Genomic DNA, 20226 nt, shown 5'->3' with positions numbered 1-20226 from the left:
AAAGTAATCACCGTAAGTATACTTATCGCGTTAAAGGCCAAGGCAAATATTGGTCTGAAGCTGGTGCCGAAGGCATGCTTCGAATTCTAACTTGCATCAAGAATGGAGACTTAGAAGAATGGCTCAACAGTGATTTTGAAACGAGCAAACTAATTAGCTTAGACCGTAAGAAATTACAAGCCGCAGCTAGAGATAGTTTGAGAATCCGTCACGAAATCCATACCGGTATTCAACACGGAGCCTTAACAGCAGCAGTAGTTGGTGGCAGCTATTTAAGTAAATTCAATCGGATGTTAAATCACATAAATTATTAAGAAATTAAGGTCAGACTAATGGTTTTTGAGTAACCGCAAAAACTTTGACACTTACAATTGTTAGTGAATAATTGACAGCGAGCCCTTTTTAGCGCAAACTTATGGGGGAGTAAATTTGGGAGATTAATATGCAAACAATTGATAATTCTCTCTTACAAGTCTCTGTCGATGAGAATGGAGCCCAGATGAATCATCTGGTGAAGTTAGCAGATAACTTTGATTATTTGCAAGATAGAGAAGGGCAAGAGCACGTGACCGTTGCGTTTCCAGCATTAGGTCACGACGATAACTGGGCGCTGAAGCTCCCTTGGACCGTTGTGGATAAGGGAGATGCGCGCGTCAGCTTAACTTTGATTGATACGCCTAAAAGCTACAAGAAGTTTCCATATCACTTTGAAGTGATGGTGACTTATGCCATTGAAGGTAATCAACTAAATGTTTCTTTTTACCTCAAGAATAATTCTAATAAGGACATGCCATTTTCTTTAGGCTTTTTGATGCCATTAAGCCAGGAGTGGCAGGCTCAAACAGAATTGAATAAATTGGTTTTGACTGGACCAGAGAATCATTCGGGTGAATTAACGTCAACTGACTTTAAGTTGCAATTTGCTGACCAAAAGGCAGATTGTGTGTGTGAAACTACTCTGAATAAAGAGAGCGACCGCACCTTTAAGTTGAGTTTTACTATCGCTTAAGAGGTAATGATTTTAATAAGATAGAAAGAGCAGTCCGACAAGGCCTGCTTTTTTTGATATAATACATTCATTGTTGATTAACAAAATGTAGGTAGTAAATGAGATGAAAAATAACGAAAATAAACCGGCACAGAGCCGCGTTCAACTACACGCCAAAGATTATAACAAAAAATATCATGTTTTAGCCTGGGTGATTACTGCAATTGTAGTAATAGCTTTGGGAGCAGGGGCTTATTTCGGCTATGTTTATTTCAAAACTAAAAATGCCATTGATAAGACTTATGACCCTCAAACTCAAGTCCACATCAAAAAAGGTGAATTTAATGGTAAGAAGCGCTTCGCCGTTTTGCTGTTAGGGACTGATACCGGGGCTTTGAACCGTAAGGAAAAGCGGGGAAATACTGATACTATTATTCTTGCCATCGTTAACCCAGCTAAGAAACGCTACAGCCTAGTTTCTGTTCCGCGTGATACCATGGCGCAGATGATTGGTACAGATGAATTTAAAGTTCAAAAAATTAACGCCGCCTATAACATCGGCGGACCCAAGATGGCGATGGCCACTGTTTCAAAATTAATAAATGTTCCCCTGAAATACTATGCCATGGTCAACATGGGCGGAATTATGAAGATGATCCGTTATGTTGGCGGGATTAATATTCGGCCTAATTTAAGTTTTGAATATGGCGGTTATGTCTTTAAGAAAGGACAATTAACGCACATGGGCGGGGCAGGTGCACTTGCTTATTCAAGAATGCGTTATGACGATCCGCGTGGTGACTATGGTCGGCAAGAACGGCAACGGCAAGTAATTGTGACTTTGATTAAGAAGGCCATTTCAGTCAGTTCTTTGTCGAATCTTGATTCCATTTTGACTTCGGTGTCAGGTAACGTGAAGACTAACTTGCCATTCAATGCCTTGCAGCAGATTGCTCTTAACTATCGTGATAGTGCTGAGCATGAAAAGAGTGACTACTTGCATGGTTACTCAGCTACGATTAATGAGGCTGCATATCAAATTCAACCAACTAAGGAATTACAACGAATTTCCGACTATTGCCGCAAAGAATTAGGCTTAGCACCAGAAACCCTCAGCAATAATGAAACCTACCAAAATGAAATGAACATTTCTAATGGTTTCAAGTTTGATAGTGGAAAAGTGCAAGAATATCATATTTATGATGATTATTCTGCTGGGAGTGGTGATAACTAATGGCGCGATTTTTAGCGATTGTAATTGGATATATTTTTGGCAATTTTTTGTTTGCCATGATTGTTGGACGGTTAGCGCTGAAGGCTGATCCAACCAAGGTAGGTTCTGGTAATCCCGGAACTGCCAATATGGGTGCCGTCTTTGGCAAGAAGTGGGGCATTTTAACTTGCATTGGTGATTTATTGAAAACCGCCATTGCCTTGTTAATTGTGCACTTCACCTTACCAGGAGAAATTAATCTAGTTTATGCAGGTTTAGGCCTCATTTTAGGACATTGCTTCCCAATCTGGCACCACTTTGCTGGTGGTAAAGGAGTAGCGGTGTCAGCTTTAGTTGCAGTAACGTATGACTGGAAGGCGGGGTTAATCACTTTGCTGATTGCTTTGGTATTAACTGCCATTATGCAGAATTTGACGATTCCGCCTTTGGTCTTTATGTTACTGTTCAGCCTTTATACACTTGTTCATGCTAGAGAAGCAGGCATTGTCTTTTTGGTGATCACGTTAATCATGGTCATCAAGTTTTGGCATGATATTATTGATTTCTTTACAGGAAAAGGTAAAAAAGTTGATATTTTACTTTCTCTTAAGAAAAAATTAGGCATAAAAGTGCAATAATGGAGAACTGTAAATACTAATTAGTGAGGATTCGAGATTAACAATGAAAGAAAGCAAAAAGAAATCTTTGACAGTTTGGCAGATTATTTGCCTACTTGCTGCTACTTTCTTCATGTTGGTACAGATCTATCAATTCGGTGGGACGCTTAGTCGTTTTCCACTTGGAAGTTTATTAAGATTTGTTTCCATCATGGCAAGTAACGCGACGATGATTTTCATTCCGATGGTCTTCGGTGCGGTTTACAGTAAGCGAAAAGTTCATCCAATGGAAGGCTTACGCTTCTGGATTCTAGCAGTTGTTACTTTGATACTGTTTTATCTAGTTTACTTCTTTAGATTACCTGGCCGTTTCAATATGTGGCGGTTATGGGGAGTATTCTTCCCAATCTTAACTAGTACTTCAGTAACTTTAGCCGGAATTATTTTCAGTTTTCTGGTGCAACCATACTTGTATGATTTGCAACACAAGATTACCACTAAGCAAAATCTGTTAATTTTAAGTTTACTGACAGTAGTTGGTTTTGCTACTAGTGCTGGTACCATGGACTTCAAATATTCAATCTATGGTGTGTACTTAATTTTGTATTTCGCTTGGGGGATGTTCCTAGCCAATACCAAGATTAGTAGCAAAGCCTTTAAATGGACACTTTTAGGTGGATTTGTTTCCTTCCTAGTTGTCTTTATTGGGGTACCAGGCTTTAACGGTGTTTACTGGTATCAATTACTTTCTGGTCGTAGCGGCGGACTTGATTCTTGGAACCGTTTCTTCCTCAACAATCCAAGTTCACCGTTTATGGCTTTGATGGTGATTGCCATCTTCTTGATTTTTAGAAAAGTTATTGCAGCTTACACTAGTCGGGAAATGCGTTACTTCATTCCTGTAATTGTGCTAATGGAAGCACCAGTTTCGGGCTCATTTATGAAGTCTTTCCGCTTCACTGCTAGTGCTGGTTTCAACAAGTTCTTGATGGTCATCATCATGATGATTGTGGTCTTACTTTTAGGTAAGCTTTACAACAAGTACTTGTTTAGAATTAAACCGCTGCGCCGGGCAATGCTCTTTGCAAGTAAGCGTGATAATTTAGCACAATTAGTTGAAGATACTTGGGCTAAATTCTTAAGTTGGGCATACGAGCACCGGATTCAATTAATGACTTGGGGTTGGTTCTACATTGTCAGCTTCATTTCATTCTTAATTGAATCAGATGAATTGCGGATTCAAATTACAACTGCCACGGACATTAATGCAGTCATTTTCTTGCTCGGGACGAGATTCTTTGCCATTATTTTGACAACGATCTTCCTGGACGCCATGTTCACGATTTTCTACTTTGTGACTACGCGTTACTGGACTTCTAATGTCTTGGTAACGGTAATCACCATTGGTTGGGCGGTTGCCAACAAGGTTAAGCTTAACTTACGTGGGGAACCAATTTATCCAAGTGAATTAAGCGAAGCTACCAACATGAAGACTTTGATCCCAATGATTGGGCAAAGTTTATTGATTGTTGTAGGAATTGCCTTGATAATTGTGATTGCCCTTGATGTCTTCTTGGAAATTAAGTTCCCAATTAAGAAGAAGAGTTCTTGGCGGCACCGGGGAATTTGGGCTTTATTAAGTTTACTCTTATTCTTAACCCCAATTCGCTTCAACCATGATGGTGGAGTAATTTACCACATTAACCGTGGTTTCGATAACAAGCAATCATTTAGAAACCCTGAACGTGATATTCAGATTAATGGGCCAATTTTGAACTTCTTGAATTACATTGACTTGCAGATTATGAACAAGCCAAGTAATTACTCTAAGAGCACTATTGATCATTTGAATGCAAAATATCAAAAGATTGCGGATGAGATTAACAAGTCACGCAAGAATACTTTGAAGGATCAAACCGTGGTCTTTAACCTAAGTGAAAGTTTTGTTGATCCATATACTTTCCCAACCATTAAGATTGATTCTTCTGCACCAAATCCAGTGAAGTTTATTCAATCAATGAAGAAGCGTGCTACTTATGGTAGTATGCTTAGTGCCGGTTACGGTGGTGGTACAGCTAACATGGAATGGGAAACTTTGACGGGTCTTAACATGGGGATGTTTAGATCAACCTTAACTCCTTATGTTCAAGTTGTTCCTCGTTACAAGTATTACCCAACCATCGGAATGGACTTCGACTATAAGTCAGCTGTTCACCCATTCATCGGTTCATACTACTCAAGAGTTGAAGATTACAAACGCTTTAAGTTTAATAAGTTTGTTTACGTTGGTTCTAAGTACAAGATTATTGATCAAAAGAAGTTAGGTAGTTCATCATACAACTCAGACTTCACTGCTTATGCTAATGGTTTGAAGCAGATCAACTCCCAAAAGGGTGGTCAATTCATTAACTTAATTTCAATTCAAAACCACATGCCTTACAACAACTGGTATCCAAAGAACGAATACATGGGCAAGATCTCAGGTGATTTGTTCAAGGGTGGTGCTGTCAAGCAACAAATGGCAACTTACGTCAAGGGTGTGCAATACACTGACAAGGCAGTTAAGCAATTTATTGGGCAAATTGATAAGATCAAGAAGCCAATTACGATTGTCTTCTATGGTGACCACTACCCAAGTATCTTGTCACAAAGTTACACTGCTCAATACCCAGTTCAAATGCACTCAACCCGTTACTTCATTTACTCCAACAAGTATGCCCGTGAACACGGTGCAAAGACGAAGTTGCGTAAGAAGACCAACTACGTTAACACTAGTGACTTCATTGCTTTGATGCTTGAACAAACTAATAGTAAGGTTACTCCTTACCAAGCATTGTTAACTGAAGTACAGAAGAAGTTACCAGCAATCACCATCAACTTTGAAGGTGATAAGGGCTTTGAATTGATTAATCAAAAGGGTCAAAAGGTTGATCCTAAGAGTTTGAATAATGAACAACAAGCTCTGCTTAATGATTACGAGACAATTCAATATGATATGACTGCTGGGGATGCTTACGGCTTAAAGGCTAAGGGCTTCTACACTAATAACTAATTAGAAAAGATCGAACGCAAAGTTCGATCTTTTCTAATGAAAGCTGTTGACTAAATAGCAATTTCTCGTTAAGATCATAACTAACGAAGAAGTAGCAATTTGGTTCAGCGTTCAGAGAACTAGCGGTAGGTGTGAGCTAGGCAGGCCGAATTTGACGAAATACTGATAGGGTGGCTTCTTTAACAGCTGTTAATAAGGCGCAATTGCGCGAACGTGGGTGGTACCACGGCTAATGATGATTTTTAGTCGTCCCTTGGTTTTTACCAAGGGGCGTTTTTTATTGGAGGAAAAAAATATGGCAAAGTTTGATATCTTAGAAAACTTGAAGTGGCGTGGCGCCATTAACCAAGAAACTGACGAAGAAGGCTTACGTAAGTACTTAGCAGAACACGATGATTTGGCCCTTTACTGTGGGACTGACCCAACTGGTGACTCGCTTCATATCGGTCACTTGATTCCATTCATGATCTTGAAGAGATTTCAAATGGCAGGCTACCACCCAGTAATTTTAATTGGTGGTGGTACTGGTGCTATCGGTGACCCATCTGGCCGTAAGACTGAACGTACTTTGCAAACTGCAGAACAAGTTAAGCATAATGAAGAATGCTTAACTAACCAAATGAAGAAATTGTTTGGTACGGAAAACTTTGAAATTAGAAACAACGCTGAATGGCTTGGTAAACTTAACTTGATTGATTTTTTGCGTGACTATGGTAAGTTCTTCCAAGTTAACAACATGATTAACAAGGACGTTGTTGCTAGCCGACTTGAAAACGGAATTTCATTTACTGAATTTACTTATCAAATTTTGCAAGCCATTGACTTCTACCACTTGAACAAGGATGACGGCGTTCAACTTCAAATCGGTGGTAGTGACCAATGGGGTAACATCACTGCCGGAATTGACTTGATCCACAAGCTTGAAGGTGCAGATCGTCCAGCCTTTGGTTTAACTATTCCATTGATGCTTAAGGCTGATGGTACTAAGTTTGGTAAGTCAGCTGGTGGTGCTGTTTGGCTTGATCCTGAAAAGACAAGTCCTTACGAATTCTACCAATTCTGGATTAACCAAGATGACCGCGATGTGGTTAAGTACCTTAAGTACTTTACTTTCCTTAGCCGTGAAGAAATCGAAGACCTGGCTGAAAAGACTGAAAAGGAACCTTGGAAGCGCGCTGCACAAAAGCGTTTAGCTGAAGAAGTTACTAAGTTTGTTCATGGTGAAGCTGGCCTTAAGGAAGCTCAAATGATTACTGATGCTTTATTCTCAGGCAATATTAAGGACTTGTCAGTTAAGCAAATTGAACAAGGCTTGAAGTCAGCTCCAAGTGCTGAAGCTGCTAATGAACAAAAGAATATTGTTGATTTCTTAGTTGATACCAAGATTGAACCTTCTAAGCGTCAAGCGCGTGAAGATGTTAAGAATGGTGCCATCTACGTTAACGGTGACCGTGAACAAAGTCTTGACTTTGAAGTAGATCCTTCAACTGCCTTTGATGGTAAGTTCGTCATTGTTCGTAAAGGTAAGAGAAAGTACACTTTAGTCAGAATTAAATAACAAAAAATAGTCCAAAAATATTTATTTTATTTTTACTATTAAAGCTGTTGAAAGTACTGTGTCTGTAAGAAATACAGTACTTTTTATTTTTCTAAAAAAACTTGCATTTAATAACAGAAGTTATATAATAAAGATGTAAAGAGATAAATAAGTGATATAGAATCGTAGGTCTTAAAAATGTTACAAGTTAAAGGTTTAATCAAAGTCGTTTCAAGTTTAGCATTTGTTGTTAGTTTGGCAGGAATGAGTGCTCCAGTTGTTCAAGCTGAAACGGTTGCTGCACCTTTAGGTTCAGCAGAAATTATGCCAACTGATTCTTCTATTAAGAAGGGACAAAAGATTATGGTTGTTGTAAAGGACACTAAGAAGCAAACCGTTGCCGTTTACAACAAGAATGCAAAGAAGACTAATAAGACAGTTAAAATGGGTTCAGAATTTACTGCTAAGGCAGTTAAGAAGGTTAACGGTAAGAAGATCGTTAAGGTTGCTGCTAAGAAATGGTTGAACACTAAGGATGTTGCTCAAAACTAGTTTCTAATCTTCAAGCTTACGATTTTAACCAAAGAAAGAGCAGGTATTCTAGTTGAATGCCTGCTTTTTTGTTACAATAAAGACGCTGCTTTAGCTCAGGAGGTAGAGCACCGCCGTGGTAAGGAGGAGGGCCTCAGTTCAAATCTGAGAAGCAGCTTTTTTAGTTAGAAAGGGGAAAAGACATGGAGTTAAGCCAAGTGATTACTTTTGTCCAAGAACAATTAGCCGATGAGCAGACCGGTCATGATTATTATCATGGTGCGAGAGTGGCGCATTTAGCTGCCAGAATGTATCTGGCCGATCATGAGGCTGCTCATGCCGATAGCCGCGTCGTAGCGATTATTATGGCAGGTGGATATTTACACGACACAATTGATGAAAAAGTTTGTGCTGATCCTAAACAAGTAATTGCAAAGATTAAGCAACTTTTACCTGCGGTGGGCTTTACTAATTTAGAAGTTGAAGATATTTTATTTACGATTACGCACATGTCTTTTTCTAAGAATATTGAACACCACTATCATTTGCCGTTAACCGGTCAATATGTCCAGGATGCTGACCGGATTGAGAGTCTGGGCGCAATTGGAATTGCACGTGCTTTTACTTATGGTGGTAAGCATGGAAATTTAATCTATGATCCTAAGATTAAACCAGAAAAATTAGTTAGCCACGATCAGTATCGCGAGCATGAAGAAACGACAATTAATCATTTTTATGAGAAATTGTTCTTGCTTGCTGATTTAATGAATACTCCCGCTGGTAAAAAAGAAGCCGAGCGAAGAACAAAGTATATGCGTGAATTCGTAGAAGAGTTTATGCAGGAGTGGAATGTTTAAGAAAAATTAATAATTTAAAGCCTACAAGATCAACGTTTGTAGGCCTTTTTTATAAAAATTAGAGCAAAAATTAAAATTATTACTTGAAATTTCATATTAGGTCCGATATACTGATAATTAGCTTAAGAGAAATTATTAATTTTCTCATAAATGGAGGTACAAGTATTATGAAACTTACGAAGTTATTTGCGGCTGGAGCTACTGCTTTAGCTTCTGCTGCTGTCTTAGCTGCTTGTGGTAATAATAATTCTTCAAGTAGCGCTAATAAGAAGACCTTGAATTGGGAAGAAAGTGCAGAAATTCCAACCATGGACTTGTCCAAGGCGATTGATGCAACTAGTTTTAATCAATTGAACAACGTCATGGAAGGTCTTTATCGGTTAGGTAAGAACTCAAAGGTTGAAAATGGGGTTGCTTCTAAGACGCAAGTAAGTAAAGACGGTAAGACTTGGACCTTTACTTTACGTAACTCTAAGTGGTCAGATGGTACACCAGTTACTGCTAAGGACTTCGTTTACTCATGGCGTAGAACTGTAGATCCTAAGACCGCTTCACAATACTCATACCTCTTTGAGGGGATTCACAATGCTGATAAAATTACTGCTGGTAAGGCAGCCGTTAACACTTTAGGGGTTAAGGCAGAAGGTAACAACAAGTTAGTTGTTTCTTTGGACAAGCGGATTCCATACTTTAAGTTGTTGATGGGCTTTCCATTATTCTTCCCACAACAAGAAAAGGCCGTTGAAAAGTACGGTTCTAAGTACGGTACTGCTTCTAAGTACATGGTTTACAACGGTCCATTTAAGCAAACCGGCTGGACTGGTTCTAACCTTTCATGGAACTTGAAGAAGAACAACAATTACTGGGACAAGAATGCTGTTAAGTTAGATACGATTCACTACAGCGTTCAAAAGACCCCATCAACTGCTTACAACTTGTACCAATCTAACAAGATTGATGCGGTAGCTCTTGATGCTCAACAAACTAAGAACTTAAAGCACCAAAATGGCTTTACTCTTCGTCCAGGTTCAAGTACGTTCTACTTACAATACAACCAAAAGAACAAGAACTTGCAAAACGCTAACTTGCGTCGGGCCATTTCACTTTCAATCAACCGTAAGGCTTTAACTAATGCTTTAGGTGGTGCTAACAAGCCTGCAAGTTCATTGACTTCAACTGGTTTAACTAAGGTTGAAGGTCAAGACTTCGCCGACAAGACTAAGGATACTGATTACAGTCAATACAATCCTGCCAAGGCTAAGAAGTTATTTGCTCAAGCACTTAAAGAATTAGGTACCAAGAGCGTTTCCTTCACTATCTTGTCAGATGATACTGATGCTGGTCAAAAGACCACTGAAACTCTTCAAAGTCAAATTGAAGAAACTTTAAAGGGTGCTAAAGTTAGTGTCCAAAACTTACCGTTCAAGACTCGTTTGAGTCGTTCAACTGCGGGTAACTTTGACATCGTTGTTACTGGTTGGGGTGCTGACTTCGCTGACCCAATTTCATTCGATGACTTATTCACTTCAAAGAACGCTCAAAACAACGGTAAGTGGGCTAATAGTGAATACGACAAGTTAATTGCTGCTTCAAAGGCTGCAACTAACGATGAAAGCCGCTTTAACGACTTAGTTAAGGCTGAAAAGATCTTGCTTAAGGATCAAGGGATTACCCCACTTTACTACCAAACTACTGCATGGCTTGTACGTCCATCAGTTAAGGGCATTGTGTACAATGCAGCCGGTGCCAACTACAACTTCAAGGGAGCTTACGTTTCCGGTAATTAAAAACTAAATAAAGCAAAAAAGGAGTAACTGCAAGAAGGCGGTTATTCCTTTTTTTAGCTGAAAATTTATTTTTAATTTGCTCTTGCAAAAAGTGCTCAACGCTAGTAAAGTATTGGTAATTTAACTTGCTTTAGAAAAAGGAGAGTATTTACGATGTCCAACTGGGAAACAAAATTTGCCAAAAAAGGTTTAACTTTTGATGATGTTTTATTGATTCCGGCAGAAAGCAACGTTTTGCCAAATGAAGTCGATTTGAGCACCAAATTAGCTGATAATTTACAATTGCATATTCCGTTAATCAGTGCCGGGATGGATACGGTCACTGAAGGCGCAATGGCCATCGCAATGGCTCTTCAAGGCGGCTTAGGTGTCGTTCACAAGAATATGTCCATTCAAGCGCAAGCTGGTGAAGTGAGAAACGTAAAGAGTGTTGTGGTACCAGCTAGTGCAACTAAGGCTGCTGTAGATAGTGAAAACCACTTATTGGTTGCCGCTGCCGTTGGAGTGACTAGTGATACTTTTGAAAGAGCAGAAGCACTTCTTGAAGCAGGAGCCGATGCCATTGTCATTGACACAGCTCATGGTCATTCAGCTGGAGTTTTGCGCAAAATTAAGGAAATCCGTGATCACTTCCCAAAGACCACTTTAATTGCCGGTAACGTGGCTACTGGGGATGCCACTAGAGCCTTATTTGATGCCGGCGTTGATGTAGTAAAGGTGGGGATTGGACCTGGTTCAATCTGTACTACTAGAATTGTTGCTGGGGTGGGCGTTCCACAAATTACTGCCATCTATGATGCGGCTACTGCTGCTAAAGAATATAACAAGCCAATCATTGCTGACGGCGGGATTAAGTATTCAGGTGACGTTGTTAAGGCCTTAGCTGCTGGTGGTAATGCGGTTATGCTTGGTAGTATGCTTTCAGGAACGACTGAAGCTCCGGGTGAAATTTTTGAAGATCATGGTAAGAAGTTTAAAGCTTACCGTGGGATGGGCTCAGTTGGTGCCATGGCCCAAGCTCATGGTTCAAGCGATCGTTACTTCCAAGGCGGCGTTAACGAAGCTAACAAGTTAGTTCCAGAAGGTGTTGAAGCCCGTGTTGAATACAAGGGTGATGTTGCTGACGTAATTTTCCAAATTGATGGTGGTTTACGTTCAGGGATGGGGTACTGCGGTGCTGAAAATATTAAGAAATTAATTGAAACCGCTCAATTCGTCCAAATTACTAATGCTGGTTTGCGTGAATCCCATCCACACGATGTGCAAATGACAAAGATTGCGCCAAATTACAAGTAAAATAAATAAGAAAAACAGAAAAAAGTTAATGCTCATAAGAGTTGATAAAGAAGGAAAGCTAGCGCTTTCCTTTTTCTTTTATTTTCATAAATATGCACCTTTTATTAGATTATTCTCATATTTCTGCTATAATAAGAAAAGTATTAAAAAAGAAAATACTTAATGAGAACTAATAGTAAGGAGCTGCAAACGAATGACAAGGTATCTCTTAAAACGAATTTTTTACATGATCCTCACTTTGTTCATTGTTGCAACGGTCACTTTCTTCTTAATGAAGATGATGCCAGGTTCACCATATGCTAATGAAGCAAAGATGACGATGACGCAAAGACACATCATGGATCAACAGTACGGGTTAAATAAGCCAGTTTGGCAACAATACCTGATATACATTTTTGGAATGCTTCATGGTGATTTTGGAACTTCCTTCCAATACAGTAACCAACCAGTTTCTGCCTTGATTGGTGCTCGGCTTGGTGCTTCAGTGCAACTAGGTCTGCAAGCTTTAATTCTTGGTGTCGTGGTGGGGGTCATTATTGGTGCCATTGCGGCAATGAAACAAGGAACATGGGCTGATTCAACAGCAACGGTTTTCTCAATTATTGGTAAATCAGTGCCTAACTTCGTTTTAGCAGTGCTCCTGCAATACTACATTGGTTTGAAGCTTGGCTGGTTCCCGATCGCCGGTTGGGGTCAGTTCTCACAGACCATTTTGCCAACCATCGCCTTAGCTGTAGGACCACTTGCAGAAACGGCTCGGTTCATTCGAACCAGTATGGTTGACACCTTAAGTAGTGATTACATTGAATTAGGTAAAGCTAAAGGTCTTAGCCGCATGGAAGTAATTCGCAAGCACGCAATGCGGAACTCTCTGATTCCATTAGTAACTTTGATTGGACCATATGCAGTCGCTTTAATGACTGGTTCAATGGTTATTGAAAATATCTTTAACGTTCCGGGAATCGGGGAACAATTTGTTAAGTCAATTTTGACTAATGATTACCCAACTATCATGGGAATTACGATGGTTTACTGTTTCGGATTAGTCGTAGTCTTACTGATTACCGATATTGTTTACGGTTTGATTGATCCACGAATTAGATTAGATGAAAGCGAGGCGTAGGAAGTTTGATGGCTGAAAAAGATTTAAAGTTAAGTCCTGATGCATTTGAACCCTTAAACCAAGATGAAACACAAGATCGAGAAAAAATTGCTGGTCCTTCACTTTCATTTGGTCAAAGTGTTTGGCTCAGATTTAAACAACGTAAAGCAGCGGTGATTTCAGCAATTGTAGTCATTGTGATGGTAGTTGTTGCTTTTGGTTCAACCCCATTTATCAACAAGTCAACTTTAGTTAAATCTCATCCGCAATACGCTAACTTACCAGCCAAAATTCCAGGCTTTGGCGCAATCAATGGTTTAAACGGTAAGATCAAGCAAAATGGTCAATGGGTTGATGCTTATGCGCAAAACAATGTTCCTAAGAATAAGTACTTCATTGCCGGAACTGACTATTTAGGTCGTTCACTTGGGCAAAGAATTATTTACGGAACTAAGATTTCCTTGATCGTAGCCTTAGTTGCTGCTTTCTTCGATCTTACAATTGGGGTTATGTACGGGATTATCTCCGGCTGGAAAGGCGGGGGCGTAGATAACGTCATGCAGCGGATTATTGAAATTATTTCCTCTGTTCCTAACTTAATCATCGTAGTTTTAATGTTAGTGGTTTTAAAGCCAGGGATTACTTCAATCATCTTTGGCATTGCGATTTCTAGTTGGACCACAATGGCACGGCAGATTCGGGCCGAGACCTTGAGTTTAAAGAATGAAGAGTATGTTTTAGCAGCGCGTTCACTTGGTGAATCAGGTTGGAAGATTGCTTGGAAACACTTAGTACCTAACCTTTCAAGTATTATCATTATTCAAACGATGTACACCATTCCAAGTGCGATCTTCTTTGAAGCTTTCTTAAGTTTCATCGGGATCGGGATTACTGCTCCAGAAACTTCTCTTGGGGTACTTTTAAATGAAGGGCAAAAGAACTTCCAATTCTTGCCTTACCAAATGTGGTATCCCGCAATTGTATTGTGTATCTTGATGATCGCCTTCAACTTACTTGGTGATGGTTTACGTGATGCCTTTGATCCAAAGGGCCAAAGATAGAAAGGATTGCTTATGGCAGAGAGAATTTTAGATGTTAAAAATTTAAAAATCGACTTTCATACCTATGCTGGGGAAGTAAGAGCAATTCGGAATGTGTCTTTTCATTTAAATGAAGGGGAAACATTAGCTATCGTTGGTGAATCCGGTTCTGGTAAGTCGGTTACTACCCGTTCAATTATTGGTTTACTTGCGCGCAATGCCCAGATTATGGGCGGTGAGATTAACTTTCACGGTAAGAATTTGTTAGATTTATCAGAAAAAGAATGGCAAAAGATTCGTGGAAATGAAATTGCCATGATTTTCCAGGATCCAATGACCTCACTTGATCCCACGATGAAGATTGGGCAACAGATCGCTGAACCTTTAATTAAGCATAAAGGCGCTTCGAAAAAGGAAGCTTGGGCTAAGGCATTAGAGATGATGAAGGCGGTAGGAATTCCTAACGCAGAAGAGCGAATTAATGAATATCCTCACCAATTCTCAGGTGGGATGCGGCAAAGAATTGTGATTGCCATTGCTTTAATTTGTGAACCAGAAATTTTGTTAGCTGACGAACCAACGACTGCCCTTGACGTAACTGTCCAAGCAGAAATTTTGGACTTGATGAAAGACCTGCAAAAGCGGGTCAAGACTTCCATCATTTTCATTACGCACGACTTAGGTGTGGTAGCTGGGATGGCTGACCGAGTAGCAGTAATGTATGCTGGTGAATTTATGGAATATGGTACGGTGGATGATATTTTCTACAATCCGCAACACCCATATACATGGGGCTTAATTAACTCCATGCCAACACTTGAAAGTGATACCTTAGAATCAATCCCAGGTACACCACCAGACTTGCTTGATCCGCCAAAGGGTGATCCCTTTGCACCAAGAAGTAAGTATGCCATGAAGATTGATGTTGAGCGTAAGCCACCTTTCTTCAAAGTTTCAGATACGCATTATGCGGCTACTTGGTTATTGGCTCCAGGTGCACCTAAAGTTGAACCACCTAAGGAAATTCAACGGCGCTGGAAGAAGTTTAAGTTAATGCAAGAAGAACACAGCTAAGGGGGATCTCAATGGCAGAAAAGAAGAAAATCTTAGAAGTAAAACACTTAAAGCAATACTTCAAAAATGGCCGAGTAACCACTAAAGCTGTGGATGATGTTAGCTTTGACATCTACGAAGGTGAAACCTTTGGCTTAGTAGGTGAGTCGGGGTCAGGAAAAACGACAACTGGGCGCTCAATTTTGCAATTATATAAACCAACTAGTGGTGAAGTGATTTTTGAAGGTAAGAATGTCGAGAAGTTGAAAGGGCGAGAAGAACAGCTTCAATTCCGCCGAGATGCACAGATGATTTTCCAAGATCCTTATGCTTCTTTAAATCCGCGAATGACAGTTGAAGATATCATTGCGGAAGGACTAGATATTCACCATTTAGTAAAGAGTAAGGAAGAACGGCGTGCCCGGGTAGAAGAATTGCTGGAAACAGTTGGTTTGAATAAAAATCATGCTAGTCGTTTCCCACATGAATTCTCTGGTGGTCAACGCCAAAGAATCGGGATTGCCCGTGCTTTAGCAGTAAAGCCTAAGTTTATCGTAGCTGACGAGCCAATTTCAGCCTTAGACGTTTCGATTCAGGCGCAAGTTGTAAACTTGATGATTGAATTACAAAAGAAGCAAGGCTTAACTTACTTATTCATTGCCCATGATTTGTCCATGGTTAAATTTATTTCTGATCGGATTGGGGTTATGCACTTTGGTAAATTGCTCGAAGTCGGTCCCGCTGATGCGGTTTATGATCGACCATTGCATGACTACACGAAGAGCTTAATTTCAGCGGTACCTGTACCAGATCCAGAAGTTGAACGTAAACGTCAACGGATTGCTTATGACGCTGACAAAGAAGAGCGCGATGGCAAAGAACGGACGATGCATGAAATTCGTCCAGGACACTTCGTGCGTTGCAGTGATGATGAAGTAGCGCACTATCAAGAAGTCGCCGCTAGTTATGAATAGTAAAAAATCCATCCCCCAGGATGGATTTTTTGTTAGATAATATAATTAATCAAATTAAGTATTGGAAAGGATTCTATATGAAACATCAACTTACTTTGGCGGAAATCGACCGCTTTAGAAAAGATTACAAAGATCAAAAGCAAAACCGCATCGCTGAAATGGCGGTCGTTAATAATGGCTTACAAAAGGCTAGTTTGAATACTGAAGGAATTCGTCCTTTAAACCGGACTTTTTCAATTGAAATTCCCACTGACAATGTGACTGATCAAAAGCAATCAGGGCGTTGCTGGGTATTTGCAGCCTTGAATGTGTTGCGGCATGAATTTGCTAAGAAGTATAAGGCGAAGAGTTTTACTTTCTCGCAAAATTATCTCTTCTTCTGGGATCGGATCGAGCGGGCAAATATTTTCTTTGATAATATTCTAAATACTGCTGATAAGCCACTAGATGATCGAACAGTTCACTCTTACATGCAAGCTCCAGATACTGATGGTGGGCAATGGCATATGGCTGTTTCTTTGATTAGAAAATATGGTTTAGTGCCAAGTTATGCCCAAGAAGAAAGTTTTACCGCTAATAACACTGCCTTTTTCAACCGGGCTTTGAACAATAAGTTGCGTGAAGATGGCTTGGTATTGCGTAAATTAGCGCAAGCCGGCAAGGACGATGAAATTGAGAAGAAGCGGCAAGAATTCTTGAGTGAAGTCTACCGGATGGCAGTGATTGCCTTTGGTGAACCAGTGCAAAAATTTGATTTGGAATTTAAGGATGATGACGGTAAGTATCAATTGAAGCAAGACTTAACGCCATTGGACTTCTTCCATGATTACTTCACTGATGATTTAGATGATTATGTTGTTTTGTTCAATGCGCCTGATCATGAGTATGACAAGTTGTATGCACTGCCTTTTGAAGATAATGTGCAAGGCGGTACCCCAGTGCAATTCTTGAATACTAAGATTGAGAACTTGAAAGAAGCTGCCTTAAAGCAATTAGAAGGTGGCGAGACTTTCTGGTTTGGCTGTGATGTTGGTAAACAAAGTGACCGCCAAAAGGGTATTTTAGCCGCTGACTTATACCCAACCGATACCATTTTTGGCATTGAGACTAAATTAAACAAGAAAGAGCGCCTGGAAACTGGTGCGAGTGGTTCAACTCATGCGATGACAATGGTCGGTGTAGATGTGGTGAACGGTAAGCCGCGCCAATGGAAGATTGAAAATTCATGGGGCGCTAAAGTCGGCGAAAACGGCTACTTTGTGATGGATGATAAGTGGTTTGATGAGTACTTGTTTAAGGTAGTGATTAAGAAGCAATATTTACCAGAAAAATTAGTTAAGATTGCGGAAGGTCCAGCAGAAGAAGTCCCAGCCTGGGATTCAATGGCATAATTGCATTTCTTACAGGCTCTGCCTGTTAGAAATGCAATTCTAGATTGCGAAGCAATCTAGTGGATGAAAACGAAAAGTAAAATAGTCAACAAAAATAACCTAGGAAAAATTTCCTAGGTTATTTGTTTGTGATTTTTTTAGTTGTTGTAATTAAGCAAGTGAGTCCCAAAGTGGTAAGTCAGTAATTGGGCCTTCAGCCAGCTTTCTTTGTTCATCAGTTAAGTACTTCTTGTGGACAACAACTTCGTAAACGTAGTCGTTGAACCAGTCGTTACTCATTACGTAGAAGCCCTTAGCACCAGACTTATCACCCCATGAGTTTTCAACTTTCCATTGACGAATATCGCCATTGTCTTCGTCAACACCAACTAAGGTCATAGCGTGAGAAACCATTCCGACACCGGTTCTTAAACGGTCAGCCTTGCTCATCTTAAGGTCAACGCCAAACAAGTCATCGAGCTTGTACAAGTTAGTATCAAGATAACCAGTCTTACGGTCCATTTGACGTAAGACATCGTTACCGAACCAAACACCTTCGCCATCCTTTAATTGCGCAATAGCTGCACTAGTCAGGTATTCCATTGGGACGTTTAATAATTTGATGCGGTATGAACCTTCGACGTTATCTTCACCTGGTAAACCGTATAACTTGTTATATTCATGGTCAGGAGCGTTAGTTAAAACAACGTAATCATCAAGATCAACATCGCCTAAATACTTGTGTAAGAATTCAGTTGGAGTTAAGTTCTTTTCCAAGTGGTAGTTCTTGTCATCATCGCGGTATTCAAGATCAAACTTCTTAGGTGGTTCACCAACGGCAATGGCAGTCATGCGGTAAACCTCACTCAAGAACTTCTTACGGGTTTCTTCGATTTCGTCGTCTTTACCTGCTTGCTTTAACTTACGTAAAACTAAAGCATCTTTCTTTAGCTTGTCACCAAGAACAGTCGCAAAGCCAGTAGTGTTGTTGGTGTTGGCATTTTCTGGCATAGCGTATGAAGGAACAACACCGTATTTTTCAACTAAAGCTGCAGCCATGTGGAACTGACCACCGTCACCACCTGCAAAGTCTAAGTTTGACTTAACTTCACGTGAATCAAGGGGCTTGTCAGCAGTTGCTAAAATCGCATCATAAAAGATGTTAGCCCGTTCAATCTTGTCCCAGAAGAAGTTGTAAGCTTGAGAGAAGGTGAAGTTCTTAGCCTTGTATTTCTTACCAAAGGCGTGGCGTAAAACGTTCAAGGTCGCAAATAACCAGCAACGGCCTGAGTGCTTTTGGTTAGTAACATTATCAGTATCTAATTCAGTTGAGAAAACGCGGTTTAATTTAGCTTCAACGCGATCGTTGTATGAAGCTTCAAGTACACCGCTGCGGCCAGCAGCACGGGCGATGACTTGGTTTTGAGGGTCTTGGTTGAATTCTTTTGAGAATTCATCAAGTTCTTGTAAAGTTAATTTATGAGCCATAAAAGTTCTCCTTTATTTTTTAATTTTTTCTTAAATTAACTTCTATTTTAGGCTATTTTGGTCAAAAAGAAAAGTGGATCCAGAAACTGAACCCACTTTCTTTAGAGAATTATTAAAATTGACAACTTATACGGACTTCTTGCAATAATCTATAAATTAATCAATTTGAATTGAACTGTCACTGCTGTCCGCAGTTTGCTTTGGCAGGGTGACAGTCAATACACCATCATCATACTTTGCATGAATCTGATTTGCAACTACATTTGTTAATCTAAAGTTCCGAGCGATGTGACCGACACTTCTTTCTTGGTGGATAATATTGGTATCTTTATCGCTTTCATCTTTAAATGATTTTCTCGTTGCAGCGACTCTTAAGATGCCATCGTTGTAGCTTAATTTAATCTTGTCCTTGTCTAAACCAGGCATGTCAATTTTCACAGTATATTCTTTATCGTTTTCTGCAACATCAGCTTGCATAATATTATTAATTTCTGTGTCATCAAAGAAGTTCTTTGGGAAACTGAACCAATCATTCATTGCATCGAAGAGATCGTTACGGCGTTTCATCATTTCGTTTGTCATATCCAAAACTTCCTTTCGTTTATTTCTTATTCAGTAGGGAAACCGGTAGCGTATTTCTTTTTCCTTACACTGATTATTGTAGTCAGTTATTGTGAAAATTAAACTATTTAGCACTCTAAAACGTATAGTGCTAAAAATAATTAGAAAAAGTTAGTAAATTAAGCTTCATTGCTTGTGGATAATTTGCTAAAATCGAGACAAGAAAAAGTGAAAGTGTAAATTTAACATGGTTTATTATCAAAAAATGACCCCAGAAGGGTATCAAGAAATTGAAGATGAAATTGCTCGGTTAAAAAAGGACCGTCCGCGCCGGATTAAAATCTTGCAGCAGGCGCGTTCAATGGGCGACTTATCAGAAAACACTGAATATACAGAAGCTAAGCGTGATTTAGGGCACTTGCAGAGCCGGTTACGCTATTTAGGTAAGCAATTAAAATACGCCGAAGTTGTCAAAAGTGAAGACAATGGTGAAGTTAATTTAGGGCGAACCGTTATCTTAAAGTTTGACGATGATGAAGACACCGAAGAATACAAGATTGTGGGCCGCATGGAAGCTGATTTGGCTAAAGGTAAAATTGCCTTTGATTCGCCTTTAGGACAAGCAATTATGAAAAAGAAGGCAGGCGTGACTGCTACGGTTGCAGCTCCTGCTGGTGAGTATCAGGTTACAATTGTGGAAGTTAAGTAGAAGCACAGTTTCTTCGTATTAACTTTTTTGCTATAATGTGTATTTTGTAAG

At 39.7% G+C, this 20226-nt stretch carries 17 protein-coding genes, 1 tRNA gene and 1 pseudogene; 17 read left to right on the top strand and 2 right to left on the bottom strand.

Annotation, left to right across the window (positions count from 1 at the left end):
- From EJK17_RS08065 to EJK17_RS07990, 16 genes and pseudogenes are all read left to right on the top strand, one after another.
- Positions 1–314, top strand: a pseudogene (locus tag EJK17_RS08065) (ISLre2 family transposase); the annotation flags it as partial.
- Positions 315–442: 128 nt separating this feature from the next.
- A complete protein-coding gene (locus EJK17_RS08060) occupies positions 443–1009 on the top strand; it encodes an aldose epimerase family protein (RefSeq protein WP_103661674.1) in 567 nt (188 codons plus the stop codon).
- Positions 1010–1112: 103 nt separating this feature from the next.
- Entirely contained in the window at positions 1113–2222 is a 1110-nt protein-coding gene (locus EJK17_RS08055; RefSeq protein ID WP_103661675.1) for an LCP family glycopolymer transferase, read from the top strand.
- The gene (locus tag EJK17_RS08050) at positions 2222–2839 is read left to right on the top strand and encodes a glycerol-3-phosphate acyltransferase (protein ID WP_103661676.1); all 618 of its coding nucleotides are present in this window, start codon (positions 2222–2224) and stop codon (positions 2837–2839) included. The genes EJK17_RS08055 and EJK17_RS08050 overlap by 1 nt, the downstream gene beginning before the upstream one ends.
- Positions 2840–2882: 43 nt before the next feature.
- The gene (locus EJK17_RS08045) at positions 2883–5870 is read left to right on the top strand and encodes an LTA synthase family protein (protein WP_127796334.1); all 2988 of its coding nucleotides are present in this window, start codon (positions 2883–2885) and stop codon (positions 5868–5870) included.
- 295 nt (positions 5871–6165) lie between these two features.
- Positions 6166–7428, top strand: a complete 1263-nt coding sequence (gene tyrS / locus EJK17_RS08040) for a tyrosine--tRNA ligase (protein WP_103661678.1) — start codon at positions 6166–6168, stop codon at positions 7426–7428.
- 177 nt (positions 7429–7605) lie between these two features.
- Positions 7606–7959 (top strand): hypothetical protein, encoded by a 354-nt coding sequence (locus EJK17_RS08035; protein WP_103661679.1) that lies wholly within the window; start codon positions 7606–7608, stop codon positions 7957–7959.
- Positions 7960–8043: 84 nt separating this feature from the next.
- Positions 8044–8116, top strand: a tRNA-Thr gene (locus EJK17_RS08030).
- Between the two features lie 25 nt (positions 8117–8141).
- On the top strand, positions 8142–8795 hold the full coding sequence (locus EJK17_RS08025; protein ID WP_103661680.1) for an HD domain-containing protein: 654 nt from the start codon (positions 8142–8144) through the stop codon (positions 8793–8795).
- Positions 8796–8962: 167 nt separating this feature from the next.
- Positions 8963–10582: a peptide ABC transporter substrate-binding protein gene (locus tag EJK17_RS08020; RefSeq protein WP_103661681.1), complete on the top strand. Its 1620-nt coding sequence runs from the start codon at positions 8963–8965 to the stop codon at positions 10580–10582.
- Positions 10583–10735: 153 nt separating this feature from the next.
- Positions 10736–11878, top strand: coding sequence for an IMP dehydrogenase (guaB, locus tag EJK17_RS08015; RefSeq protein ID WP_103661682.1), 1143 nt, complete (start codon positions 10736–10738; stop codon positions 11876–11878).
- Between the two features lie 193 nt (positions 11879–12071).
- The gene (opp3b, locus tag EJK17_RS08010; RefSeq protein WP_103661683.1) at positions 12072–13001 is read left to right on the top strand and encodes an oligopeptide ABC transporter permease; all 930 of its coding nucleotides are present in this window, start codon (positions 12072–12074) and stop codon (positions 12999–13001) included.
- Between the two features lie 8 nt (positions 13002–13009).
- Positions 13010–14041: an ABC transporter permease gene (locus EJK17_RS08005; RefSeq protein ID WP_103661684.1), complete on the top strand. Its 1032-nt coding sequence runs from the start codon at positions 13010–13012 to the stop codon at positions 14039–14041.
- Positions 14042–14053: 12 nt separating this feature from the next.
- On the top strand, positions 14054–15094 hold the full coding sequence (locus tag EJK17_RS08000) for an ABC transporter ATP-binding protein (protein WP_103661685.1): 1041 nt from the start codon (positions 14054–14056) through the stop codon (positions 15092–15094).
- A gap of 11 nt (positions 15095–15105) precedes the next feature.
- Positions 15106–16047: an ABC transporter ATP-binding protein gene (locus tag EJK17_RS07995; protein WP_103661686.1), complete on the top strand. Its 942-nt coding sequence runs from the start codon at positions 15106–15108 to the stop codon at positions 16045–16047.
- A 77-nt stretch (positions 16048–16124) separates the two neighbouring features.
- The gene (locus tag EJK17_RS07990; RefSeq protein ID WP_103661687.1) at positions 16125–17438 is read left to right on the top strand and encodes a C1 family peptidase; all 1314 of its coding nucleotides are present in this window, start codon (positions 16125–16127) and stop codon (positions 17436–17438) included.
- Between the two features lie 150 nt (positions 17439–17588).
- On the opposite strand, the gene EJK17_RS07985 is transcribed toward EJK17_RS07990, so the two are convergent.
- On the bottom strand, positions 17589–18905 hold the full coding sequence (locus EJK17_RS07985) for a C1 family peptidase (protein WP_103661688.1): 1317 nt from the start codon (positions 18903–18905) through the stop codon (positions 17589–17591).
- A 156-nt stretch (positions 18906–19061) separates the two neighbouring features.
- Positions 19062–19487 (bottom strand): Hsp20/alpha crystallin family protein, encoded by a 426-nt coding sequence (locus tag EJK17_RS07980; protein ID WP_103661689.1) that lies wholly within the window; start codon positions 19485–19487, stop codon positions 19062–19064.
- A gap of 226 nt (positions 19488–19713) precedes the next feature.
- On the opposite strand from EJK17_RS07980, the gene greA reads away from it, so the two are divergent.
- Positions 19714–20175 carry a transcription elongation factor GreA gene (greA, locus tag EJK17_RS07975; RefSeq protein WP_103661690.1) on the top strand — a complete coding sequence of 154 codons (462 nt, stop codon included), beginning with the start codon at positions 19714–19716 and terminating at the stop codon, positions 20173–20175.
- Positions 20176–20226 lie beyond the last annotated feature (51 nt).

Source organism: Lactobacillus xujianguonis, from assembly GCF_004009905.1.
GTDB classification, from domain to species: Bacteria; Bacillota; Bacilli; order Lactobacillales; family Lactobacillaceae; genus Lactobacillus; species Lactobacillus xujianguonis.
This window is presented reverse-complemented; position numbering and strand designations above follow the sequence as displayed.